Below are 25,124 nucleotides of genomic sequence, written 5' to 3'. Positions count from 1 at the left end.
CTCAAAGATTCAAGCACCGCTGAAAAGCCGCTTGGCAGCCTGCTTCATCCTCAAGAGATGTATCGTTCTGCTGCATTACTCGCATGAGAGGGGCAGCAAAATACGCAATCTCGGCCAGTCCTCCGCCCCAAGCACGACACGCCGGGGCGCAGCCGATCCCTGTTCGTATAGCAGGCCCGCCATTTTCCACGGCGCAGGCTCGTGCTGCAGCGGTATGAACCGGACCACGCTTTCTGCTGCCCCTAGCTCCAGCGCCATACGCCAGCCCAGCGCCGTCTCCATAAGCTTCTCCGCCGTGGATCTATGGTATGACCGCAGCTCGCGGGTCCAGGAACGGGGGATGTCTTTGAGACCCGGAAAGAGGGCATCGGCATCAGGAACATTGAAATCCGGCTCCAATCTCTCCACAAGGTGGTCGTGGTGAATGAGGCCCTTCTGCAGAGCAAAACCGCGGGTATGTAAATTCTTCGTGATCCCAGCTTGTTCCGGCGCTGCACTCTGCCCTGCAGCTTTTGAACAGTGCAGCTTCTCGAGGTCTGCACTGGATTCAGGGGATGCCGCGACGTCTGATTGTCCCCATAGCTGCACAGCATCCGCCACTGACTCTGGAATGCCCGATAAGGAATAGCGCGTAAGGCCGTTCAGCATCTCCCCGGCAGAATAGCCTTGACGCGCTGCAGTCTGCAGAGATTCCCGGGTCAGCCGGTATGTGGTGATCCGGTCCTCCGACAGCCGTTCGGCGCAGCGCGCGACATCCCAATGCACAGACAACGGCGCATCGGGCAGCACAAGAATGTCTCCATCCGGCTGAACATACAGACATGGCTGGATGGAAAGCGAGCTTTCGTCGATCGGGCCTCGGGGCGGCGACAGTAGAGCGTGACCAGGCAGCCGTAAGGAAAGCCATGGCCTTCCCTGCTCGCATTGCCCTATATCCGCCCAGCCGGCTGCGGCCATAAAATTCATCCACGCCTGGGCTCCGGCTGTAACCGACTCCATGGCTGCAGGCTTAGCCTGGAAGCCCGCAATGGACGCCACCAGCACGTCTCCCTTTATCCAGGCATGAGGTGAGAGTTTGCTACAACAAAGCAGCCTTCTGAAATGCTGAAGAGGCACGGATGGTGCACCGTACCGATTCAGCACCTGCTGAAAAATCAGGGCATGCATACTTTCCTCCGGCAAGGCGAGCCAGGCGCGTACGGCTTTAGAATCCAGTCTGAGGCTTCCCGCCTGTTCCCGCACAAGGCCGAGTGTGAGCAGCAAATCGAGCAGCACCGCGGCCACAGGCGGGTACAAGTCTAGATGCTGATCAGACACGCCAAGGGCATAAACATGCTCCGGCTGCAAGCCCGTCTTCAGTCTGTTCAGCTTTTGCAGCTGCCTTTTGTGAATCGTGCCCCTGGCGGTCAGCTCGAGACCTCCCTCCTGGTGCAGAAAGAGCAGCGCCTGCAGCACGTCCCGGGGGAGTCCCGGAGCAGCCTCCTGCTTCAAGGCAGGCTCTGCAGCCGCATAAATTTCAGGGGGCAGCTCATAGAACTGCTCCTGAAGCGCTGCAAGATGATTTTCGGGGATGTAGAACCAGCGCTCTCCCCATGCTTTTGGAGCCGAGTGAAGCTCGCCGCTACGCACGAGCCCGGTTACAGCAGCCAGCACCTCCGCTCCGCTAAGCGGCGGCACGGACAAGGCCGACAGCTCGGCATCATCAAACGGCTGTCCGGCAAAGCACTGCCACACCCGGGTAAGCACCTGAGTCTCAGCTTCTTGCAGCACGGGTCTTGTTGTATGGGGAAGTTCATCTCGGTTCATATGAGCTCCCCCTCCTCTCGAGCGTTCCATTGCACATCCGCACCGCAGAGAGCATCCCCGTTCTGCGTTACGTATTCATATCCTTGTTCGATCAGAAACATTCGCCGGCGAATTGCAAACTCTTCTTCCCGGCTGTCCTTCGTCACCAGATGGTAGAAGGAGGCGCGGGCGCCGTTTTTTTTGGGACGCAAAATTCTCCCCAGTCGCTGCGCCTCCTCCTGCCGTGAGCCGTAGCTGCCAGACACCTCCAAAGCGACCGAGGCATCCGGCAGGTCCACCGCAAAATTCGCCACCTTGGATACGGCCAGTACCGGTATAGAGCCATCTCGAAAGGCGTCATACAGCCGTTCTCGTTCCGCCCGATTCGTGCTCCCGGTGATCAAGGGAACATTCAGCGCCTCTGCCATGCTCTGAAGCTGCTTCACATATTGACCGATAATTAACATCTGCTCCCCGGCATGACGGGATAGCAGTCTCTTCGCTGCAGCTGTCTTGGCCGGATTTTCGGAGGCCAGCCTGTACTGCTCTCTTTTTCCAGCCCTATAGTAGGCAGGCTTGAGAGAATCCGGCAGCGACACCTTCAGCTCTACGCAATCCGCCGAAGCAATCCAGCCCTTCTCCTCCAGCCTTTTCCAGGGCATTACATATCGCTTGGGGCCGATGAGCGAAAAGACATCCTGCTCTCTTCCATCCTCACGAATCAGCGTAGCAGTCAATCCAAGGCGGCGTGTAGCCTGAATGTCGGCAGCAGCGCGGAATACCGGAGCCGGAAGCAAATGCACCTCGTCATAAATAATCAATCCCCAGCTGCGCTCGCTGAACAGATTGACAGGCTGAGGCGCCTCTGCTCCCTTGCGGTGCGTCAGCATCTGATAAGTCGCCACCGTAACCGGCCCTACCTTTTTCCGCTGTCCGGTGTACTCGCCAATCTCCTCCTGCTGAAGCGTTGTCCGGGTTACCAGCTCGTTGATCCATTGGGCTACCGATGTAGAGCTGGAGGTCAAAATTAGCGTCTCGCACTGCAGCTCCATCATGGCACCAAGACCGATCACCGTCTTTCCGGCGCCGCAGGGCAGCACCAACACCCCGCTGCCCCCTGTACCGCCGCCGTTCATAAAGGCACTGACTGCAGCACGCTGATATTCCCGCAGCTGAAAGCCTTCTCCCGTGCAGGAGGGGGACCATTCCAGTCCGAGATGCTGTCCGTCCTCATACCCGGCAAGGTCCAGTACAGGATAGCCGGCGCGAGTCAGCTCCTGCTTCAGCATCCCGCGACGGTGCGATGGAATTTCCACACCCAGTCCGGCTGCGAACACAGCCCCTGCTTCTTTCAGGCATGGCAAGGCACGGATCGCCTCTTCCGTCTGGATATCCTCCAGCGACAGAAGCAGCCAGCTTGTCTTCTGTGGATGACAGGTCAGCCTCAGCTTGCCGAATCTCGACATCAGCTCCTGGATTTCCCCCTGTACGGCGGACGGCACTTCCCAGCGGGAAAGCGGGACCAGGCTCGAAATGACCGCAGCGGGAGACCATCCGGCGGCGGCAGCATTCCACAGCGATAGCGGCGTGATCTGGTAGGTATGAAAAGAAGCCGGGCTCTTCACCAGCTCGCAATAGTGCGACAGTGTGGACTGCGCTTTCTCAAAATCCGGGTGGCCCACCTCCAGCAAAATAGTGCGGTTGCGCTGCACGATACAAGGTCCGGTCTGTGAGGCCGTTTTGTTCGTATTCATAGAATCGCTATGCATGGACGAAGTCTCCTTTCACAAAAAAAGAAGCTCAAGCTCAAATACTCACGAGCTTGAACTTCCCCTAAGCTTAGAATGACCTGATCTCCACGCTTTCATGCATGCTTAATTGGCGCTGCCTTCGGTTCCTTCATGTTCATCCTGATAGGCTTCTGTCATCTGGATAAGCAGCTTCAGGCCCAGAAGCATGGCATCCTCATCAAAATCAAACCTTGGATGATGATGCGGATAGACCGCTCCTTTCGCTTCATTGCCTGCACCGACAAACATAAAGCAGCCTGGAATCTGCTGCAAATAATAAGCGAAATCCTCCGCCGGCATAATCGGCGGTGTCAGCAGCACCTGCTCTCCCCCAAACACCTGAGGAGCGGTCTTAAAGAAGCGCTGGGTTTCCAGCTCATCATTAATAACTGCCGGGTACCCGATGAGGTAGTCAATAACTGCGGTTGTATCGCTGCTGTCAGCAACAGCATGGGCAATTCTCTCAATACGGCTTCGAATAAGCAGGCGAGTCTCCTCATCAAAGGTCCGCACTGTCCCCGTAATCCGGCAGCGGTCAGCGACAACATTTTGCGCCGAGCCGCCCTGGATGGTGCCTATCGTCACGACTGCAGGCTGCAAGGGGTCCACGGACCGGCTCACAATGCTCTGCAGCTGGGTGACGAGCGTTGCCCCGGCCAGCACGGCATCTGCAGTCACATGCGGCATCCCTCCGTGGCCGCCCCGGCCCACCATATCAATGAAGAATTCATCCGCAGCGGCCATAAGCGGACCTGCGGCGCTTGAGGCCATGCCGACCGGCAGCGGCGTCCACAAGTGCAGGCCATATATCACATCGGCTCCCTTTAGTGCACCGGCCTCGATCATGCCCAGCGCACCGCCGGGGCATACTTCTTCTGCCGGCTGGAACAGAAACCGTATCTCTCCGCGAACCTGGTCCTCCATCGATTTAAAATAAGCTGCAGCCGCCAGCAGCATGGACGTATGCCCATCATGGCCGCAGGCATGCATAACCCCCTCCACAGCGGATTTATATTGACATTCCTTTTCATCCTGGATGGGAAGAGCGTCCATATCCGCGCGCAGCACGATGGTGCGGCCGGGCCTGCCACCCTTCAGCACAGCCATCACACCATGTCCGCCCATCCCGGTGCGGGGCTCATAGCCCAGCGCTTCCAGGACAGAAGCTACGAATTGTGCCGTTTTCTCCTCCTGATAGGATACCTCGGGAAACCTATGTAAATATCGGCGCCATTCCACCATCCGCGGAAACAGCGCTTCAGCCTGTTCAGTTCTGATCATTGACAACCACCCTTTCCCCAAGTGTGCTTTTTCGTCCGGCCATTCAGGCCTTCAACGCCTTGCTGTGCATAGAGGAATTGCCTAACGCTGCCGCCCTTAAGTTCATGAACCCTGGGGCCGCATCTTTCTTTGTTAACCATTGTAGCAGAAACCGGGAAGGCCATGCACTTTAAATTGAAGTCGATTCACGGCTCCCCTGGTTACTTTCAGACCTTTCTTTAGGCAGAAAGAAAGACATTTTCGCGCGGCTGGCAGGCTTGCACAAGTGCCGGAAACATACTATCATATTTAAAGACCTTTGTAGGGACTAATTAAGGGGGTTTACAGACGCCATGATTTTCAAAGATACGGGCCTCGACGGCTTGAAGAGTGATTTGGCCTACATGGATGAGAGCGCAGAGAAAGTCGGCTTTATCCGCTGGCAGTGGGAATACTACCGTGCTACATATGATTTCAAAATTGAGGACAGAAAGAACGAAACGGACTACTATCTCCGCATTAATACGCGCGCGATCGAAGGCAAGCTGGAGAAGCCGGATACCGTTCTTCAAATTGAAGCCGTTTACCTGGGCAAGGCTACCTTCCCGCACGGTCTGGAATATGATTCCGCACCTCCTTCAGCCGTGCTGAACATTGCGAACGGAAAGCTGCAGCAGCTCAAAACGCTTCTGGAAGCGTAACGCGATTATTGTATGACTACGCCCAAACCGCAGCCAAAGAGAGGGACGCCGGATTTTCAGCTGTTGATCCTTACCTTGCTGCTGGTGGGATTCGGTTTAATCATGGTGTTCAGCTCCAGCGCAAGCCTTGCTGTCGTTAGCGAAAGGTTCAGCTATGACGCCCTGTATTTTACAAAGCGCCAGCTTGTATTTGCAGCTCTGGGCACCTTCGTCATGCTGATTGCCATGAACATTTCTTACAAGAAATATCGGATATTATTTTTTCCTATGTTCTTTCTGACGCTGATTCTGCTTATACTGGTCATCGTGATCGGCCGCACGACGAACGGTGCATCCAGCTGGTTTAATCTCGGAAATTTAGGAATCCAGCCTACAGAGCTCGCCAAGATAGCCACAATCGGATATTTAGCTGCTCTCATTACCAAGAAGGGGGAGCGCATCCGGCAGTGGAAGGGCGGTTTTTTTCCCGTACTGATTATTGTCGGGGTTGTGGCCGGCTTGATTATGCTGCAGCCGGATCTGGGCTCCACTTTTATTCTGGTCGCCACCTGCGGACTTATTATTTATGCCGGAGGCGCGAGCCTGAAGCATATTACAGCCTGTATTTCGCTGGTTGCTCTGGGACTTGCGCTGACAATCGGGGTTGGCTCTTTGATCAATGCCATCTCGGGCGGACAATCCCAAGCGGACGGCAACTACAAGGTGGGCCGGATTGAAGCATTTCTGAATCCGTTTCAGGACCAATCCGGGGTCGGCTACAATCTGGTGCAGTCCCTGATTGCCATTGGCCAGGGCGGCGTAACGGGAGCCGGCTACGGCGAAGGCGTCCAGAAGCTGCACTACCTGCCTAACCCGTACAACGACTTTATTTTTTCAGTCATCGGGGAAGAGTTCGGCTTTATCGGAACGTCCTTGTTTCTCCTTCTGTACCTGTATTTCATCTGGAGAGGCATTATCGTCTCTCTTCGCTGTCCGGACCCGTTCGGGACATTGACGGGGATCGGTATTATGGGACTCATTGCGATTCAGGCCTTTGTCAATATTGGCGGAGTCACCAACACCATTCCTATTACGGGAGTCACGCTTCCGTTCGTCAGCTATGGCGGCTCTTCCCTGCTCGTGATGATGCTTTCTATCGGCATTGTACTCAGCATTTCCAGGGAAAGCACGCGTCCCGCGAAGGAAGAGCATGTCAAATCTGTACTCAAAAAAGACTACCGGTCTTCCCGGTAGTCTTTTCTTCGTTGCTTCGTTGCGGTATTTCTGCAGTAGTGATTTACTTGGTACGACCTGAATAATCCTCGATCTCATCGTCCTTGAAGGCAACGCCTTCCACCTTGACGTTCACTTCCACCACACGCAGACCCGTCATACTCTCAACTGCTTCCCGAACATTTTGCTGAAGCATCCGGCACACTTCATGGATCGGTGTCTCGTAGAGGACAATAATGCGCAGATCAATGGCCGCCTCAAGCTGGCCAACTTCTACCGTTACCCCCTTCTGCACGTTCTTGCCGCTCAGCCGTTTGGCCCAGCCCTCGGATAAGCCGCCCGACATGGCAGCAATCCCCGGTGTTTCCAAAGCCGCCATCCCGGCGATTTTAGAGACAACGTCATCTGATATCCGAATCAATCCATTATCCAGTTGAAGCTGTTCAGCCATGCCAAAATCCCCCTTCACCTCATTATTCGTTATTGTAAATCCTAACAGGCCTAAAAAGCAAATCTAACCTGGAAAATATATGATCACCGCCCAGTCATCAAGCGCAAAAAAACGCATGCCGGTCTCCTTCCCGAGCATGCGCTTCTATGTATCGCCTGTCACGAGGACAGGCTATTCAGCTTGATTCAAGGCTTCATAGAGAAGAGCCAGATTGCGCTCGAGCTTGCTGATCAACTGCTTGCCTGTTACTTCCGGCAATAGGCCTGCTCTGACCGCAAAATCAACCTCTTTCGAGAATCCGTACATCTGGGTATCCAGCACTTCCTCATAGAGAGGGCAATAACGGGTTGCCAGATTCTCCATCTGCACTTCAATGAGCTTTTGAATTTTATCCGCATCTTCATGAAGAAGACTGATCGCTTTAAGATTCAGCTGTTCCTGTAAATCCGATGAAGTCATGATTTGTCCCCCCTATGTCAAAATCACAGCTCGGTACTATCCCTAATATTAGACGAAAAGTCTTGACAATACAAGGACCAGTTCCTTCAGAACAGGCACACTTCACAAAAAAACATCCCTCCTGGAATCCAGGAAGGATGTCTCTTCGCCGGAGCTTAGTCAGCCACTACGGTAACATTCAGCCCATGCTTGGTAAACACATCAATCATTGCTTGCTTCGCTTCTTCGGCATCCGAGCCATGAACATGAAGCTCGTAGCTCTTGTGACTGACCAATGTCGTAAATAACCCCAAAATGCTCTTGACGTCAATGTACTTATTCTCGGTCTGCAGAACAATGGATGAAGAAAATTGACCTGCGGTTTGAGCAATTTCGACAACGCTTGCATTGTTGTTATTGGACATAGGAATCCCTCCATATCTATAGGGTGGAATCAATGGATTTATTGCTTCTTCATGATACATTGAATCCGTTTTCTTTTGCAACCCATTTTATGCTATTTTAGATTTTCGGGATTCAGGCTCTCGAGCTCCGGAATTACAAACAAGCCGTCTTTCCGGACCAAGACATCGTCGAAGTAAATTTCTCCGCCGCCATACTCCGGACGCTGGATCAGCACCAGATCCCAGTGGATGGACGAGCGGTTGCCGTTATCGGTCACCTCGTAGGCTTGACCTGGCGTGAAGTGCAGGCTGCCGGCAATTTTTTCATCAAACAAAATATCCTTCATCGGATGCAAAATATACGGGTTAAAGCCGATCGCGAATTCCCCGATATAGCGTGCGCCTTCATCGCTGTCCAGAATCTCGTTCAAGCGCGCCGTATCGCTGCCGGTAGCCTCTACAATCTTCCCTTGCTCAAAACGGAAGGTGATATTCTCAAAGGTGACTCCGTTATACAGCGTTGGCGTATTGTATGCAATCGTTCCATTCACGGAATCACGAACCGGAGATGTGTACACCTCGCCGTCCGGAATGTTCTTCTGGCCGGAGCATTTCTCTGCACCGATATTTTTGATCGAGAAGGAAATATCTGTTCCCGGTCCGGTAATACGCACCTTGTCCGTCCGGCGCATAAGCTCAGCGAGCGGGTCCTGGGCACGGTCCATTTTGGAATAGTCCAGGTTGCACACATCGAAGTAAAAGTCCTCAAACGCTTCCGTGCTTGTATTGGCAAGCTGAGCCATGCTCGCGTTCGGATAGCGCAGCACCACCCACTTCGTCCGCTTGACACGCTCTTCGCTATGTACGGGGTGGGAGTAAATGGAGTTATAGAGCTTCATATTCTGCTCCGGCACATCCGCAAGGTCGTTGACATTCTCGCCGGCACGGATCCCGATATAGCAGTCCATCTGCTTCATCCGGGCAAGGTCAAGCTCGGACCAGATCGACAGCTGCTCCTTGGTGGCATGCTTCAGCATAGCCCGCTGTACCGTTTTGTCTGTCAGCTGTACGAAAGGACGTCCTCCTTTGCGGCCTACCTCTTCGACAATCGCATTGAGCAGATCCCGCTCCGAGCCAATCATCTCGATCAGTACATTTTCCCCGGGCTGCATATCGACCGAATAGCCCACCAGATTTTCTGCTAGTTTCTGAATTCTTGGATCACGCATGCTTGATTCCTCCTAAGGTGTAAGTAGCTACGCATCGTCTTGTTCAAATTATATTGAACAATGTTCAATCATTTTGTTATTGTATCACGTTCCTTCTGCTCCGTCAGCCGCTTGCCTGAAATATATTTAGCGGACTGCTGTAAAAGAGAAGCTCACCTCAGATCTCAGCATTTCATCATGTTTCCGTCCTGCTTGATCCTGATAGGTCACTCGCCGCTCTGACAGGAGCTTGACGGGCAGTCCCGTCGAATTTCGCACCGTCACATAGTAAACCGAATTTACTGTGCTTTGGTCCAGCAGCGCCTCCAGCATCCGGCGCTCCTTCTCCCAGATGCCCAGCAGCTTCTTCCGGCCAGCCTCGTCCCCGGTATACAGCTCACCGGCCGGCTCTTCCAGCTCATTCTTCAACTGCTCCATCTGCTGCTGCAAGAGCTCTCGGCAGCGGGTATATGCTGCTTGGGGGTCCAACTCTACCCGCAGCACCCGCGTCCCTCGCGCCGCTCCCAGCTCCTCAGACACATGCTTGTCGGCGCTGCCGATCAAGCTCAGCTCCTGCAGCGGGTTGTAGCCACTCAGCCATGTGCTGTCAGCATATCCTTCCTGCAGCGCCTTCCACGTGCCGCTCTTGTACTCCAGCTTGGCCTGAAACCCGTCTGCGGGATCGCCTGACTGCGCAAAACGCGGAGGACGTTTCTTGTCGCGTCCCTGATTTACCGTCATACTGAGCAGCGTATGGCTCCTCAGCTCTCCCGTATAATGAAGCTCAGCGCTGTACATACCGGTATCCAGGTTCTGAACGGCGCTCCGACCTTCAAAGTGAAGCTGCTCCAGGCCCGCCAAGCCCGCCAGCGTCGTTTGCAGCAGCCCCTCCGGGTCAGAGCCTTGAGGGGTACAACCCTGCATACTCAGGCTGCTGCCAAGAAACAGAAGCAGGCTAATCAAGAGGCCGACACGGTGAATCTTCATCATGAATCAGTCCTTTTTCAAGATGATGTATGATTCATAGGCTGTGTTGCCTCTTCCTTCTTTATGCAATTCATCGTGCAGCCACTCCAGGCCCTAACCTGCCAGAGCAGGCGGCATGAAGTCAATAAAGAGAAATAACCAGCCAAGTGTAACCTCCTTGGCTGGTTATTTCTCTTTGTACACGTTCTTTTCATATGATCGAGGCTATGCTTCAAATAGTATGATCTACTCGGGGACAGCCCCCTCCCGATCAAGATTCATTAATCTCCGGACGATTCGGTCTCTTCCATCATAATCTGGTTTCGGCCGCTGTTCTTGGCTTGATACAGCGCCATGTCAGCCCGGTAAAAGAGGGATTCTACACTGATCCGCTCCTGTGTCCAGTTCCACTCCGAAATCCCGCAGGATACCGTCACCAAAGGATCCGTTTCCTGCTCCACGCGCTGGCGGATACGTTCCCCCACTTGAAACGCCTGGTCAATGCCCAGACCTGGGAGGTACACCGCCAGCTCTTCGCCGCCCCATCTGGCAGCTATATCGCTTTGGCGAATCGAGGATTTAATGACATTGCTGACCTGCTTGAGAATCTTATCGCCCTTCTGATGGCCGAAGGTGTCATTCACCCGCTTGAAATGGTCAATATCCACCAGAATCAGGGACCCGCAGAAATCGCGGCTTTGGCATTTCTGGATGGCTTCATCCAGATAATGACGAGCATACAGCTCAGTCAGCATATCTCGGTTCGCCATTCTCCGTACCTCGGCATGCAGCGAGGCGTTTCCTACAGCCAGACCGATATGGCTGGAGAGCGTTTGGAGCAGCCGGTAGTTATCGTAAGAGAAATAGTGCTTCTTCCGGTGCGACATCAGGATGACCCCGCGGATCCCCCCGTTGACCATTAACGGGGTTGCGATCATGGAGCTGGACCCGGTCGTCTCCATCAGCTTCGACTCCGCCGGACGCTCCGCCGCATAATCCGCCAGAATGAACGGCTCCTTACTCTGGTAGACATACCCGCCGATGCCGTATTCCTTCGGGAACACTTCCTTGGCCAGCCATGGGGCATTACAGGAGGCCACCTCCAGTGCGCCCAGTTCCTCATTCATCACGAGAATGCAGCAATAGTGCGCACCCAGAATCTTTCGCAGCTCCTGATTGGCAAACTGGTAAATATCGGCCAGGTGCAGGCTTTTGCTAAGCCGCTGGGTCAGCTCGTTAATCATCCGCAGCTCGTGTATCATAACGTTGGACTGCTCATACAGCTTGGCGTTCTCAAAAGCCGTGCCCGCGGCATCCGCCATCATTTCCAGCAGCTCTACATCTAGCTCCTCCATAAGCGGCCCCGTCGCCTTCAAATGAAGCACACCGTAAACCCCCTGCTTCCCGCCGACCGGAACACCGATCTCTACGCGGGCTTCTTCCCCTGAGCCCCGGTGCAGCGTTGTGACGGTGCCTTCCATAAAGGTCCTTACATAAATCTCTTCCTGCCAGTGATGCAGCAGCAGCGGCTTCACTAATGGATGGTTGCTCTCGTGGTCCTGAGACATAAACAGCTCCAGACCTACCTCCGGATAAAGACCGAGAATGCTCTCCATCACCTCTGTCAGCACCTTGTCCACATCAATGCGTGAATGCATCCTCTTGATATATTGAAACAAAATGGAGCGTTGGCGGGCCTCCTTAGCGGCCTGAACGTATACCTTCTCCAAATCGTTGACAAAGATGGATTGAAATCCCCGGTAAAAACAGGAACGCAAAAGGAGTCCAGCCGCCTCCGTGAGCACCAGAACGCGCTCATCCAGCTTGTCCTCCAGTGACACTCTCACCAGAGCTCCGAACAGCTCGCCCCGTGTCCTGGACTGAAGCGGAACAGCACATACCGTTCTGCCGCCCATCACGGCGTCACTAACCGCCGCCGCCGGCTGCCCGGTACGCAGCACTCTCTGCAGAGTCTCGTCATCGCCGGCCAGGAAATAGTCCTGCAAGGCAGCATCCCCCGCAAGCCAGACGCCCTCGGAATTCAGCACTGCCCATTCTCCACCGACTTGCGACAGCAGGCTGGAGGCTTCACTCTTCCATTCCAGAAAGCTCTCCTCCATAATCGGTTGAAGATACGGCTGGTCATAGATCGTAATATCCAGATCGTGATGCCTGGTTCCGGCACTTCTGCTGATCAGCCCGCAGGATGCTGCGCCGTCTGGCAGAGCAGTCGTCCCGCAGGAGGCTGAAGATGCCTTCCGTTGTTCTTCTGACATATCGGGCGCTCCTTTGCACCATTATAAGGTCTGCCTAAAGACCCACATGTGCTTCATGAAATAAAACGTGCAATCACCCCTGCATGCCTATCCATTCATTTCCAGTTTGTAGCGATAAGCAAGCAATACAGGCGCCTTCTTATGTAATTTGATTATTTGAACAAAGTTCTCGTATAACAATATTATATTACTCTTTTTTACCTAGTATTGCATTACATTTTAGTTATTTCATTCATGTTTTTTAGGTCTGTAGTCCTATCGACAAAATTAGACAAAGTTCCGGGTTACGTTATTCTTGACTTTACACCCCTATTTCATATAATATTTATTGTTGAAAAAGAATGCAATGCATTCATTTGAATTTGGGCGGATGATTGTGTCACCCTCACGAATTTGTTGCTGACGGGACAGCGGCTGAACTTTCCTGTCAGATCTGTCAATATAGACAGCGATGAACAAATACGGCGCAAATAGAGCCCTAAATGAAACCTAATTACAAAGGAGTCTATATTACATGGCACGTTACACCGGTCCTAAATTTAAATTGAGCCGTCGCGTGGGTATTTCCCTCAGCGGTACTGGCAAAGAATTGAAGCGTCCTTTCCCTCCGGGTCAGCATGGTCCTAACCAACGGAGAAAGATGAGCAACTACGGTATGCAGCTTCAAGAAAAGCAAAAGCTTCGTCACATGTACGGCTTGGGCGAGAAGCAATTCCGCACACTGTTTGACAAAGCACAGCATATGAAAGGTATTGCCGGTGAGAACTTCATGTTCCTGCTCGAGAGCCGTCTGGACAACCTCGTATACCGCTTGGGTCTGAGCAATTCCCGTGCAGGTGCTCGTCAGCTGGTTGCTCATGGTCATGTTACTGTAAACGGCAAGAAAGTGGACATCGCTTCCTACTCCGTTTCCACTGGCGACGTGATCGGCCTTCGTGAGAAAAGCCGCGGCTTGTCCGCAATCAAGGATGCAATGGCTAACCGTGTGCATCTGCCAGCTTACCTGGAGTTTGATGAGAACGCAATGGAAGGCAAGTACATCCGTCTGCCAGAGCGCTCCGAGCTGTCCCAGGACATCGATGAGAAGCAAATCGTCGAATTCTACAACCGCTAATATAAGAATCCCCAGGTGGAAACACCGGGGGATTTTTTTTATAACATATGCCTCGCTCTGTATGCAGAAAGGCCGACAGGTTGAAGGTGATGTTCAGCTTCGTCTGCCGGCCTGCTGCTCTGTCTTTCTGTCTTTCTGTATTAAGAAAGCTTTAACTTCGCAAATTTGCGCTTACCCACTTGAAGAATATCTCCATCTGCCGGCTTGATGCTTCCGTTAAAGTCACTTTGCTTCTCTTCGTTCCATTTAACTGCGCCTTGCTGAATGCTGCGCTTGGCTTCTCCATTCGATGCTGCAAACCCTACTAAGGTCAGCAGCCGGATTAGCCGAATTTCTCCGTCCACGAGCTCCTCGGACGGAATCGCAAACTCCTCGATGTCCTCCGGCAGGGCGCGCTGCTGGAACACGGTCACGAAATGCTGCTGCGCAGCATCCGCCGCGTCCTGACCATGGTACATCCGTACAAAGGTATGACCAAGCTGCATCTTCGCATCTCTCGGATGCACAGTTCCCTTCTCCAATCCTTCAGTCAATGCGGTCAGCTCTTCATTGCTGATATCTGTCGCCAGACTATAGTATTTCAGCATCAGCTCATCCGGAATCGACATGGATTTGCCATACATTTCATTAGGCTCTTCATCAATACCGATGTAGTTGCCCAGGCTCTTGCTCATCTTCTGAACGCCGTCCAGCCCTTCAATCAGCGGAAGCGTCAGAATCGCCTGCTGCTCCACGCCATACTCCTTCTGCAATGTTCTGCCCATCAACAGATTGAATTTCTGGTCCGTGCCGCCAAGCTCCACATCACTTTTCAGCTCTACCGAATCCATGCCCTGCATGAGCGGGTAGAAAAATTCATGAATGCTGATCGGCTGTCCACTATGATATCTTTTCTCAAAATCATCCCGCTCCAGCATGCGCGCAACCGTGACCTTGGAGGATAGCTCAACGACATCCCCGAACGACATGCGTCCCAGCCAGTGAGAGTTAAAGTATACCTTGGTAAGCTCCGGCAGCAGCACCTTGTAGATTTGCTTCTGATACGTCTCAGCATTCCGGATCACATCCTCCTCCGTCAGCTGCTTCCGGGTTTCCGATTTACCGGTAGGGTCACCGATCCGGCCGGTAAAATCACCGATGATCAGCTGCACCTCATGCCCCAGCTCCTGGAACTGGCGCAGCTTCTGCAGAACGACCGTATGTCCAAGATGCAGATCCGGCGCCGATGGATCCATACCCAGCTTGATCCGCAGCGGCTCGTTGCTGACGACGGATCTCATCACCTTTTGTCTCATGTCCTCCTCAGGGACAATTTCAACGGCTCCCCTTGCGATGACATCCAGCTGACGCTCTACCTCCTGCTGCTGAACCTCTGTTAGCTCTTCCCATTTCATAGCCACTTCGTGCACATCCTTCCTGTATTTAGACGCAAAAAAGCTCCTTCTCATCCCAAGGGACGAGAAGGAGCACTCGCGTTACCACCCTAATTAAAACCCGCGCCGCATGAGGCAGGGGCTTTCACTTCATTAACATAACGGAATACAATACCCGGTACCGGACTACTGGTGACACTCTGAAGTGGATCACGTTCCTCCGGACAGCTCTGGACAGTAATTCAAAGGGGACGATTCTTCCGGTTCGCACCAACCACCGGATCTCTGGGAGATCTCATTCGCCCTTCTACTGGGGTCCTTCGAAGCTTTTATTGATATGAACTTAGCCATATTTATAGCATAAGCCGTCAATGCAAGTCAAACTTTTCATGACCAAATCGACAGGTTCCAGCCTGCATGATTCAAATCCTGCAATTTATGCTATAATAGGTGCGTTAAAAGGAGGAGTAAACATTCATGGTTGAGGAGAAAAAACAGAAGCCTGAGAAAGATCGTCCTCCCAAACGATCCATTGGACGCAGAATCGGGAGCGTGATCGGCTGGCTTTTTGTCGTAGGTCTCATGGGCATGCTGTTTGCGGGAGGGGCTGTGTTCGGCTACGTAACCTCCATTGTCAAGGATGATCCTGTCAGATCCCGGGACCTGATTGAGCAGCAAATGGGACTCAACGCCATCACCGGCTTCGCCTATTTTGGAGACGGCTCACCCATTGGCCAGCTTCGGACTGAAGAAGACCGGCGGCCGGTGGAGTTTGAAGAAATACCGCAAATTGTGATTGATGCCGTAGTAGCTATAGAAGACAACCGCTTCTTCACCCATGAAGGTGTGGACCTGAAAGGTACGACCCGCGCGGTAAAGCAGCGCCTGCTGAATGAGCCGGTGCAGACCGGAGGCAGCACGCTCACGCAGCAGCTGGCCAGACAGGTATTCTTGAGCAGGGACCGCACCGCCAACCGGAAGGTTAAGGAAATTTTGCTTGCCTTGCGCCTGGAGCGGTATATGACCAAGAACGAAATTATTACGGCTTATTTGAACAAGGTTCCGTACGGCAACGGCTCGAACGGCTATAATGTGTTCGGAATCAAGGCAGCAGCAAAAGGGATTTTTAACATGAATGATCTCAGCAAGCTGAATATCGCTCAGGCTGCCTATTTGGCCGGCCTGCCCCAGCTCCCGTCCGCCTATTCCGCTTTCGATGGAACCGGGCAGTTTAATGAGGACGCCTTTAACCGCGCCCTGAAGCGTCAGGGGCTGGTGCTGGAGCGTATGCTGGAGGAGGGCGTCATTACAGCGCAGCAATACGAGGAAGCACAGCAGTTTGATATTAAAGCCTCGCTTGCTCCCCGGCTGCAGAAGGCTTATGTCACCTATCCTTATCTGATGATGGAGGTTGAGCGCAAGGCATCCGATGTCATCATGAGCATGAACTACCCGGATGTTGATCTCAGCCAGGTCAGCTCAGATCAGCTGAATCAGATGATGGACGAAGCCCGGGAGCAGCTCAGCACGGGCGGCTACCGTGTCTATACGACCATTGACCGCACCCTGTACGGAGCCCTGCGGAAGATCGCGGATAACGATGACAACTTCTATCCGGACGATGAGGAGAAGGGTCAGGAGTTGACTGCGGCTATGGTTATCGACAATGATACGGGCGCCATCCTCAGCATGATTGAAGGCCGTGATTTTCAAACGGAGCAGACGAATCTGGCCACACAAATGCGGCGGCAGCCCGGCTCCGCCATGAAGCCGATTGCGGCGTATTTGCCGGCTCTGGAATCCGGTCAAGTTCAGCCCGCTAGCATAGTGGATGACTCTCCGATTATCCTGAAGGATGGCAGCAAGGGCTTTCATATTCCGATGAACGTATATGATAAATATAAAGGACTGATGACTGCACGCGAAGCCCTCAATGACTCCACCAATACTGTGGCGCTGAAGCTTTTTAATGAAGCCATTGGAATTGATAAGGCATGGGACTTTGCGAGAAAGCTCGGTATTACGACACTGACTGACAAAGATAACGCCGCGGCTACCGGAGTACTCGGCGGGCTGCAATATGGTGTAACGGTAGAAGAACTGACGAATGCCTACAGCTCGATCGGCAATCAGGGAAAATTCAACGATGCCTACATGATCAGCAAGATCTTGGATTCCCGCGGCAATATTGTATATCAGCACGAAGTGAAGCCCGTGAAGGTATATTCAGAGCAGACCGCCTATCTTATGACAGATATGATGCGAACGGTCATTACTGAAGGGTCTGGCGGTACGGTTCTTAAAAATTACAAGCATTTCAACAGTATTCCCATTGCCGGCAAAACGGGCTCTAGCCAAAACTATGCCGACAGCTGGTTCGTTGGCTTCTCGCCCGACATTACAGTCGGCGTATGGGTTGGCTATGATCTGCAGGTGAATACATTGGACCAACCGCAGCGGACTCATGCTCAAAATATTTGGTCCCAAATTATGAATGAGAGCATCAATCTTAAACCGAAGCTGTTTGAGAACAAGGAATTCAAGCAGCCGGAGGGCATTGTTACCCAGACCGTGTCTTACTACAGCGGCAAGCTTCCTTCGGCTCTGACCGACCGCTATGTCACGGATCTGTTCAATGCCAAGTTTGTGCCGAAAGAGCAGGATGATGCTGTGGAGCAAGCTAAATTCATCACCTACCGGGGCGCCAATTATATCGCCAGAGAAGGAACACCTGACGATTTCCTTAGCACCCGTACCGTCATCCGGCGCGAGAAGCCGATCAGCGAGCTGGTTCAGGAGCTGGAGAACGCCTTGGAGGTCATGACTGGCGATCATCCGCCATTATCCTATTACATTCCCAAGGATGCAAGCAAGGATATGCCGACCAAGGTGGATCCTCGGGTAGATGACGGCAGCGCGCCAACTCCGGCGAAGAATGCTCGATATTCTACAAGCAACGGCCAGGCTGTGATTAGCTTTACACCAAGCGGATCACCGGACGTAGTCGGGTATCGGCTGTACCGTTCTTCTAACGGAGGTGCTTTTCTACAGACCGGTCAGGTTGTGTCTAGTGACGGACCGAATTATATCGTGTCCTCGTCCGGATCGAACGTTCAGTACTATGTTGTTGCAGTGGATGTAGCAGGCAGAACGTCGGTTCCAAGTGATGCCGTCGGTCCATCATACACACCACCGGCTCCGGAACCGGTCACTCCGGATCCGCCGCAGCAGCCTCAGAATCCAGACGATGATAACAGCGCTCCGGAGGATGGCGTGACCGAGGAGCCTGAGGGTCCTCAGGAGCCTCAGGGCCCTTCCTCGATACCTTCTGAGCCAAGAAAACTGTCCGTTCAAGCGACGTCTAACGGCTTCAGAGCCACCTGGGCGGCGAACCCGGCTGATGAACAGGTGCAGCGTTATCAGGTATATTTCAGCCCGAATAGCAATGGCGTCTTCCAGATGATTGGCTCAAGCCAAGGCACGGAATTTACACTGCGTGTCGATGAACCGATCAACGGTACCTTCCGGGTAACCGCCATCAATGAACAGGGAGAATCCTCAGCTTCTGCGACAGTTAAGTTCGAGAAGCCTTAATGAGAAAACTCCCTTGAGTGAGTGAAATTATGAAGCCATAACATAAAGACATGGTAGAGTCTGGGAGGTTAGCCCAGCACCGCCATGTCTTTATTTTGGTCTATTTGCACTTTCTTCAGCACCGGGATCACCCTCCCGAGCACTGCCATGCCTGTTATAGTATTACTACTCTCTTACTAGTCTGTACATTAATCTTCGATCGTGGACAGATCGCCGGTCGGGAGATCCAGCTCCCATGCCTTCAATACCCGCCGCATAATCTTGCCGGAACGGGTCTTCGGCAGCTTATCCTTGAATTCGATCTCTCTCGGTGCAGCATGTGCCGACAGCCCTTCCTTGACGAAGCGATAAATGTCATCCTTGAGCTCCTGGGATGGCTCATAGCCTTCACGCAGCGAGATGAACGCTTTAATAATCTCTCCCCGAGTCACATCCGGCTTCCCGATGACGCCGGCCTCGGCAACCGCCGGGTGCTCTACCAGCTTGCTCTCCACTTCAAAGGGACCAATGCGTTCTCCGGACGAGTTAATAACATCATCAATCCGGCCTTGAAACCAGAAGTAGCCCTCTTCATCCATATACGCCGAATCTCCGGAAATGTACCAACCCGGGATTCGGAAATACTCCTCATACTTCGCCGGATTGTTCCAGATCTGCCTCATCATAGATGGCCAAGGAGTCTGAATGGCCAGATTGCCCATCGTGTTCGGCGGAACCTCCCGGCCCTGATCATCCAGAATCGCAGCCTTGACACCTGGAATCGGACGTCCCATAGAGCCAGGCTTAATGGTCATCCCCGGATAATTGCAAATGAGCTGCCCACCGGTCTCGGTCATCCACCAGGTATCGTGAATCCGCTGTCCGTACGCTTTATGTCCCCAGCGGACAACCTCCGGATTGAGCGGCTCTCCCACCGACAAGACATGGCGCAGATGACTCAGGTCATATTCGCTGATCATATCTGAGCCGGCTCCCATCAGCATTCGGAAGGCCGTCGGTGCACTGTACCAGACCGTTACCTTGTTCTTGGCCAAGGTGTTATACCAATCCTGGGGACTGAAGCGTCCGCCGCGGATCACATTGGTCACGCCATTTAACCAAGGTGCAAAAATCCCGTAAGAAGTGCCTGTAACCCATCCAGGGTCAGCGGTGCACCAGTACACATCATCCTCCCGCAGATCCAGAACAACCTTGCCGGTATAATAATGCTGAATCATAGCATTCTGTACGTGATATACTCCCTTCGGCTTGCCGGTTGAGCCGGAGGTATAATGCATAATCATGCCGTCTTCCCGATCCAGCCATTCAATCTGAAGGTCGGTTGAGGCCTGCTCCATCTCCTTCTGATAGCTTAGCAGCCCTTCACCCTCTGGAATGTCCTCTCCCACCAGAATCAGATGCTTGAGCAGCGGCAGCTCCTCCCGCTTGACTCGTGGCAGCAAGGCTGGTGTTGTGATCAACGCAACCGCTCCACTGTCCTCCAGGCGGTCCTTGACAGCGGTCTCCATGAAGGCCTCAAACAGCGGACCTACCACAGCCCCTACCTTCAGCGTGCCCAGCAGACTAACATAAAGCTCCGGACTGCGCGGCATAAAAATAAACACGCGGTCTCCCTTGCCAATGCCGTATTTACGCAGCACATTGCCGAACTTGTCGGATTGCTCCTTCATCTGTGCGAAGGTGACGGCTTCTTCTCTGCTGCTATCGCTGTACAGGAGCGCAGTTTTGTCCCCAAGGCCTTCTGCTACATGGCGGTCTATGGCTTCATAAGCCATGTTCACCTTCCCGGTATCATACCAGGTGAAATGGCTCTCAATTTCTTTCCACGAAAAACGCTCTACAGCCTGTTCATAGTGACTCAGATTGGAATGGGTAACCTCACTAGCTAGTACTTCCTTGTGCGTGTGATTCATGTTGCATCCTCCTCATCGTTAAATCATAATAGCAATGACTTACTTTCAAGTGGACAGCGCTTACAAAACACCAAGCAAGCGCGGATTACACAAAGCATTGAACAGCATCATTTCCGTACCCATGGCTTGATTAGAACTGCCGTGGAAGTCAATATGTTTATTTGTGAAGGTTTTATGTCGAGGAAAATTATATCATACCTGTCGTTTTCGTGTCATTGCTTTTCATTTTTTTATTTTTTTGCTATAAGTAGGGTAGGTACCCGAAAGGAGCGTACTAGATGGAGCATCCCAAGCTGTTCAAGTCTCATCTCTTGTATCCGGAAGATCGCCGTATAAAGGTGGAGGGTCCGATTCCTGCACAGGCTCTGGCCGATTTGAGCATGCATCCTCACCTGGATGCCTTCCGCCGCCCTGCCGATCAGCATGAAGCGCTGATTGAGATCGCCGGACTTCCCGAAGGCCGGATTATTGCAGCTATTGATAACGATACCATTGTAGGATATGTAACCTTCCACTATCCGGACGAGCTGGAACGCTGGTCACAAGGCAATATGGAAGATCTGATAGAATTAGGAGCCATCGAGGTGGCGGATGATTACCGCAGCCTGGGTCTCGGCCAGCACCTGATCAAGACCGCCTTCGAGGACGGCCAGCTGGAAGCCTATATAGTGTTTACGACGGAATACTATTGGCACTGGGACCTGCAGGGCAGCGGACTGAACGTCTGGGATTACCGCAAAATGATGGAGCGCCTCATGAAGGTGGTTGATATGGAGTGGTATGCCACTGACGATCCCGAAATTTGCTCCCATCCGGCTAATTGTCTCATGGTTCGCATTGGCAGCAAGGTTCCACTCTCGTCGAAGGAGCAGTTTGACCGCATTCGTTTTCAGCAGCGCATTATGTATTGAAGCTTGATCCCCCACAAACATCATAAAGCCTCCTCGACCCGAATGTACCTGGGCGAAGGAGGCTTTTTCATAGCGTCTTGTATGTTTACTGCACCGTACCCAGCTGACTCAGCATGCGGCTCACAATCCTGTGAGAACGCCGGGAGGAAGCCACTGTAAATTCGGCATAATTCACATGGGCCGAGCCATCTGCCTTATCCGACATGGAGCGAATCACAACAAACGGCACCCCGTTCATATAACAGGCCTGGGCCACAGCCGAGCCTTCCATCTCTGCGCAAGCGCCCTGAAGCTCGCCATAGAGCAGCTCAACCGTCTCCCGGCTTGCAATGAACTGATCCCCCGAGAGCACGCGGCCAACCTTGTAGCTGACATCCTCCAGCGTCTGGCACGCGGCCTCTGCCAAGGACACCAGCTCCTTGTCTGCAGGAAAATCAGAAACCTCCTGATACGGAATGACTCCTCTCTGGAAGCCTAGCGGTGTCACATCCATATCATGCTGCATGCAGGAGGAAGAAATAACGATATCGCCTATATTAAGCTCCGGATCCAGGGCTCCGGCCACGCCTGTAAAGAGGATCTGAGAGACCCCGAAGCTGTCAATCAGCACCTGGGTCGTAATCGCAGCATTGACTTTACCGACGCCGGATTTGCAGACCACGACCTCTTTCCCCTGTAAAGCACCCTTCACATATGTAATTCCTGCCTTCACAACTCTCTCACTGCACTCCATCTCATTAAGCAGCAATTCAATCTCTTCATCCATCGCGCCAATCAGGCCGACTGTATGGCTCTTCATCTACTTACAGCTCCTTCACAACGAATTATAGTTATCCAATCGAAAAAGCCCCGGAAAGGGGCTCTCTCGCTATATTGATTGCACTTCATGCTTAGTCTTAGTCGTTCACGTGACTCACGGACAAACGCAGAATCGTCTCATGCGGCAAAATGACGCGCGGATTCTCTACATTCTCCTTCTTCATCAGCTTCGTCAGCAGCCGCATAGCTACCGCGCCCAGGTCGTACATCGGCTGAGCCACTGTGGTCAGCTGAGGACGAACCATAGAGGCCATTCGAATGTTGTCTACGCTCATGATCGAGAAGTCATCCGGTACCTTGAGCCCTTCATCCTGGATGCTGTGGATCGCACCAATGCCCATCTCGTCTGTAGCAGCGAAGATGGCAGTTGGCTTCTTCTTCAAGCCCAGGAAATACTTCATGGCTTCCACACCGGACTCATAACGGTAATTGCCGATTCGTACCAGGTCCTCCTGATACTCGATACCAGCTGCCTCAAGCGCCTTCTTATATCCCTGGAAGCGGGCGTAGCCGTTCGCCGGATCCTGCAAGGTACCGCTGATCATTGCAACCTCGCGATGACCATGACGAATCAGTGTGCTGACCGCATCAAAGGCCGCCTGCTCATGATCGATATCGACCGAAGGATACGAGCCCTTCTCGTCACTGGTTGCGCAAAGCACGATGGGAACAGCAGAGGTCTGGAACGCCTGGATATGCTCATCTGTAACCGTTCCGCCCATGAAGAGCAGTCCGTCCACCTGCTTCTCCAGCAGTGTATTAATAACACGGATTTCCTTCTCTTTGCGCTTGTCCGCATTACACAGAATAATATTATAGTGATACATATTGGCGATATCTTCAATCCCGCGGGCAATCTCGGCAAAGATCGAGTTCGAGATGTCCGGAATGACCACACCTACCGTAGTGGTCTTCTTGCTGGCAAGGCCTCTTGCCACCGCATTCGGACGATATCCCAATCTCTCTATTGCTTCATAAACCTTCTTCCGGGTCTGTGGCTTCACATTGGGGTTGTTGTTCACAACCCTCGACACTGTGGCCATGGATACGCCTGCTTCGCGCGCCACATCATAAATGGTTACCGTCAAATTCCTTCTCTCCATTGCCAATAAATTTTCAAAAAAACGTTCGCCTAATAATTACATTTATGATACGACAAAATACGGCTTAGTGCAATGTCAAGCCCTTACATTACAGGCTCTTCAGCTTGCTGTCCAGCTCGCCTGCCGTGATTTGATAGTGCGATGTATGCCATACCGGCTGGCCGTCTTGAACCACAATTACCTGCGGCGATTCATGTCTCACGCCCAGTCTCTCTGCCGCTTCATTCGACACCGCCCGGTCAGCAATCACATCAATCATCATGTATTCAAAGCCTTCCTGAGGCTCCCCTTTCAAATAGGCCAGAACCTGATCGTAAGCAGCTGCACTGATCGGGCAGCGGGTACTGTGCTTGAACAGAAGCAGCGCCCGGTCGGAGGTACGCTCTATCGCAGCCTGCAGTTGATCTCTTGAAGTCATTTTTGTCATCGTCGCCATCGGATATACCTTCCCTCCATATTTTGAAGTTCCTACTCTATATCCTAACAAAACGATCGTGAAAAATCCAACAAACTCGACACCATGCGACAAATCAGCTCGCGTAAATATCTGAAGACGGCTGAATCGACTTCAGAAAGACCGTCATAGCCTCCAGGCGTTCGTTGATGTCTGCCATCCAGTCACCATCGCCCTCGCTTTTGGCGAATCGGTATAGGTCCAGAAGCATATTAATATGTTCCCCGATCAGATCCTTGCATTTCTCGGGCAGCTGGAAGCTGTCTTCCAGCGGTTCTGAGAGAATCTCTTTCAGCAGGGCAGCCGGCTCGTAAAGGTCCGTCAGCGAGATTTCACCGCCGCTTTGCCCTGCTTTCACTGAGGTCACGTAATTGACAACCTCCTGCTTGATGCACGGCAAGAGCTCATAGACTCCGCAATCCTCGCAAACATTCACGGGAACGTGAGTAATACTTTCTTTTTTGGAGAAAAACAGTGTTCTCAGGTTTAATTCCATCATTTGTCCACAAGTACATTTCTTCAACAATGGGGCCACCTCTGATTCCGTCATGAATGTCGTTACCGGGTCCTTATTCTCATAGTACTATTCTACTATCATAACAAAAATCCTTTCAGAATCCTTGAATAAATCAAATTATGCTTTATTTACCATCCCTGATTTTAAGGGTCCGATTTAGTTTGTTATACTTATAGAGTCTGTTACAGAATGAGACGTTGAATCTAAAACCCTGAGATTTTGAAAGGAGACCTGCTGTAATGAGATTGACCGGTAAAAAAGTGATTGCACTGCTCGATGAAGAATTTGAAGATCTGGAGTTGTGGTATCCCGTGTACAGAGTTCGGGAGGAAGGTGCAGAGGTGCATCTTGCCGGATTGGAGAAAGGAAAGACCTATATCGGCAAATACGGTGTGCCGGCAACGGCAGAATACGCTTTTGACGAGCTCGACAGCAAGGATTATGACGGCATTCTGGTGCCAGGCGGATGGGCGCCGGACAAGCTTCGCCGCTATGATCAGGTGCTTCAGCTGGTACGCCAGATGGATGCCGACCGCAAGCCGATCGGTCAGATCTGCCACGCTGGCTGGGTGCTGATCTCCGCCAAAATATTACAGGGGGTTACTGTAACGTCGACTCCCGGTATTCGCGATGATATGGAGAACGCCGGAGCAACGTGGGTGGATGAGCCGGTCATCACGGACGGACATATCGTTTCTGCGCGCCGGCCAGCCGACCTGCCTCCATACGGCCAAGCCTTCTGCGATGCGCTGGCCAAAGTCTGAGTGCACTTCAGCCGCAACAGGCCTGTCCCGAGAAATTCGGGACAGGCCTGTTGCTTGTATGCCTATGAAAT

The 25,124-nt window shown here is 52.6% G+C and carries 21 protein-coding genes and 1 other annotated feature; of the genes, 6 read left to right on the top strand and 15 right to left on the bottom strand.

Annotation, left to right across the window (positions count from 1 at the left end):
* Positions 1-75 precede the first annotated feature (75 nt).
* The 3 genes from JJQ72_RS13340 to JJQ72_RS13330 form a co-directional block, all read right to left on the bottom strand.
* Positions 76-1,806, bottom strand: a complete 1,731-nt coding sequence (locus JJQ72_RS13340; protein WP_208203986.1) for a helicase-associated domain-containing protein — start codon at positions 1,804-1,806, stop codon at positions 76-78.
* Positions 1,803-3,554 carry a DNA repair helicase XPB gene (locus tag JJQ72_RS13335; protein ID WP_243896082.1) on the bottom strand — a complete coding sequence of 584 codons (1,752 nt, stop codon included), beginning with the start codon at positions 3,552-3,554 and terminating at the stop codon, positions 1,803-1,805. The genes JJQ72_RS13340 and JJQ72_RS13335 overlap by 4 nt, the downstream gene beginning before the upstream one ends.
* Before the next feature lie 105 nt (positions 3,555-3,659).
* Positions 3,660-4,856: a M20 family metallopeptidase gene (locus JJQ72_RS13330; protein ID WP_138225395.1), complete on the bottom strand. Its 1,197-nt coding sequence runs from the start codon at positions 4,854-4,856 to the stop codon at positions 3,660-3,662.
* Positions 4,857-5,188: 332 nt separating this feature from the next.
* Between JJQ72_RS13330 and JJQ72_RS13325 the strand changes: the two genes are divergently transcribed.
* Positions 5,189-5,536, top strand: coding sequence for a YugN family protein (locus JJQ72_RS13325; protein WP_138225394.1), 348 nt, complete (start codon positions 5,189-5,191; stop codon positions 5,534-5,536).
* A 12-nt stretch (positions 5,537-5,548) separates the two neighbouring features.
* Positions 5,549-6,769, top strand: a complete 1,221-nt coding sequence (gene ftsW / locus JJQ72_RS13320) for a putative lipid II flippase FtsW (RefSeq protein WP_138225393.1) — start codon at positions 5,549-5,551, stop codon at positions 6,767-6,769.
* A 43-nt stretch (positions 6,770-6,812) separates the two neighbouring features.
* Here the strand turns inward: ftsW and JJQ72_RS13315 are convergent, their stop codons facing one another.
* The 6 genes from JJQ72_RS13315 to JJQ72_RS13290 form a co-directional block, all read right to left on the bottom strand.
* Positions 6,813-7,199 (bottom strand): Asp23/Gls24 family envelope stress response protein, encoded by a 387-nt coding sequence (locus JJQ72_RS13315; protein ID WP_138225392.1) that lies wholly within the window; start codon positions 7,197-7,199, stop codon positions 6,813-6,815.
* A 171-nt stretch (positions 7,200-7,370) separates the two neighbouring features.
* Entirely contained in the window at positions 7,371-7,658 is a 288-nt protein-coding gene (locus tag JJQ72_RS13310) for an Fpa/YlaN family protein (protein WP_138225391.1), read from the bottom strand.
* Between the two features lie 155 nt (positions 7,659-7,813).
* Positions 7,814-8,062 carry an HPr family phosphocarrier protein gene (locus JJQ72_RS13305; RefSeq protein ID WP_138225390.1) on the bottom strand — a complete coding sequence of 83 codons (249 nt, stop codon included), beginning with the start codon at positions 8,060-8,062 and terminating at the stop codon, positions 7,814-7,816.
* Positions 8,063-8,154: 92 nt separating this feature from the next.
* Positions 8,155-9,270, bottom strand: a complete 1,116-nt coding sequence (locus tag JJQ72_RS13300; protein WP_208203985.1) for an aminopeptidase — start codon at positions 9,268-9,270, stop codon at positions 8,155-8,157.
* A gap of 126 nt (positions 9,271-9,396) precedes the next feature.
* Complete coding sequence (locus JJQ72_RS13295; protein ID WP_208203984.1) at positions 9,397-10,239, bottom strand: hypothetical protein; 843 nt, start codon at positions 10,237-10,239, stop codon at positions 9,397-9,399.
* A 257-nt stretch (positions 10,240-10,496) separates the two neighbouring features.
* Complete coding sequence (locus tag JJQ72_RS13290) at positions 10,497-12,491, bottom strand: sensor domain-containing diguanylate cyclase (RefSeq protein ID WP_208203983.1); 1,995 nt, start codon at positions 12,489-12,491, stop codon at positions 10,497-10,499.
* A 514-nt stretch (positions 12,492-13,005) separates the two neighbouring features.
* Between JJQ72_RS13290 and rpsD the strand changes: the two genes are divergently transcribed.
* On the top strand, positions 13,006-13,605 hold the full coding sequence (gene rpsD / locus JJQ72_RS13285; protein WP_138225386.1) for a 30S ribosomal protein S4: 600 nt from the start codon (positions 13,006-13,008) through the stop codon (positions 13,603-13,605).
* A gap of 140 nt (positions 13,606-13,745) precedes the next feature.
* Here rpsD and tyrS read toward each other — a convergent pair whose 3' ends face one another.
* Positions 13,746-14,999 (bottom strand): tyrosine--tRNA ligase, encoded by a 1,254-nt coding sequence (gene tyrS / locus JJQ72_RS13280; protein ID WP_208204012.1) that lies wholly within the window; start codon positions 14,997-14,999, stop codon positions 13,746-13,748.
* A gap of 55 nt (positions 15,000-15,054) precedes the next feature.
* Positions 15,055-15,311 (bottom strand) — a binding site (T-box leader).
* A gap of 144 nt (positions 15,312-15,455) precedes the next feature.
* Here tyrS and JJQ72_RS13275 point away from each other — a divergent pair.
* A complete protein-coding gene (locus JJQ72_RS13275; protein ID WP_208203982.1) occupies positions 15,456-18,572 on the top strand; it encodes a transglycosylase domain-containing protein in 3,117 nt (1,038 codons plus the stop codon).
* A 188-nt stretch (positions 18,573-18,760) separates the two neighbouring features.
* Here the strand turns inward: JJQ72_RS13275 and acsA are convergent, their stop codons facing one another.
* The gene (gene acsA, locus JJQ72_RS13270; RefSeq protein ID WP_208203981.1) at positions 18,761-20,485 is read right to left on the bottom strand and encodes an acetate--CoA ligase; all 1,725 of its coding nucleotides are present in this window, start codon (positions 20,483-20,485) and stop codon (positions 18,761-18,763) included.
* A 278-nt stretch (positions 20,486-20,763) separates the two neighbouring features.
* On the opposite strand from acsA, the gene JJQ72_RS13265 reads away from it, so the two are divergent.
* Positions 20,764-21,396: a GNAT family N-acetyltransferase gene (locus tag JJQ72_RS13265; RefSeq protein ID WP_138225383.1), complete on the top strand. Its 633-nt coding sequence runs from the start codon at positions 20,764-20,766 to the stop codon at positions 21,394-21,396.
* A gap of 85 nt (positions 21,397-21,481) precedes the next feature.
* Here the strand turns inward: JJQ72_RS13265 and JJQ72_RS13260 are convergent, their stop codons facing one another.
* From JJQ72_RS13260 to JJQ72_RS13245, 4 genes are all read right to left on the bottom strand, one after another.
* Positions 21,482-22,195: a 5'-methylthioadenosine/adenosylhomocysteine nucleosidase gene (locus tag JJQ72_RS13260; RefSeq protein ID WP_208203980.1), complete on the bottom strand. Its 714-nt coding sequence runs from the start codon at positions 22,193-22,195 to the stop codon at positions 21,482-21,484.
* Between the two features lie 97 nt (positions 22,196-22,292).
* On the bottom strand, positions 22,293-23,303 hold the full coding sequence (gene ccpA, locus JJQ72_RS13255; RefSeq protein ID WP_138225381.1) for a catabolite control protein A: 1,011 nt from the start codon (positions 23,301-23,303) through the stop codon (positions 22,293-22,295).
* Positions 23,304-23,406: 103 nt separating this feature from the next.
* Complete coding sequence (ytxJ, locus tag JJQ72_RS13250) at positions 23,407-23,754, bottom strand: bacillithiol system redox-active protein YtxJ (RefSeq protein ID WP_138225380.1); 348 nt, start codon at positions 23,752-23,754, stop codon at positions 23,407-23,409.
* Between the two features lie 94 nt (positions 23,755-23,848).
* Positions 23,849-24,295 carry a hypothetical protein gene (locus JJQ72_RS13245; RefSeq protein WP_208203979.1) on the bottom strand — a complete coding sequence of 149 codons (447 nt, stop codon included), beginning with the start codon at positions 24,293-24,295 and terminating at the stop codon, positions 23,849-23,851.
* Positions 24,296-24,528: 233 nt separating this feature from the next.
* Here JJQ72_RS13245 and JJQ72_RS13240 point away from each other — a divergent pair, with 233 nt between their 5' ends.
* A complete protein-coding gene (locus tag JJQ72_RS13240; RefSeq protein WP_208203978.1) occupies positions 24,529-25,053 on the top strand; it encodes a type 1 glutamine amidotransferase domain-containing protein in 525 nt (174 codons plus the stop codon).
* Positions 25,054-25,124 lie beyond the last annotated feature (71 nt).

The organism is Paenibacillus sp. F411 (genome assembly GCF_017582705.1).
In the GTDB taxonomy this organism is placed as follows: Bacteria; Bacillota; Bacilli; order Paenibacillales; family Paenibacillaceae; genus Paenibacillus_AQ; species Paenibacillus_AQ algicola.
The sequence above is the reverse complement of the archived record's forward strand: the minus strand, read 5'-3'. Positions and strand labels throughout refer to the sequence as shown.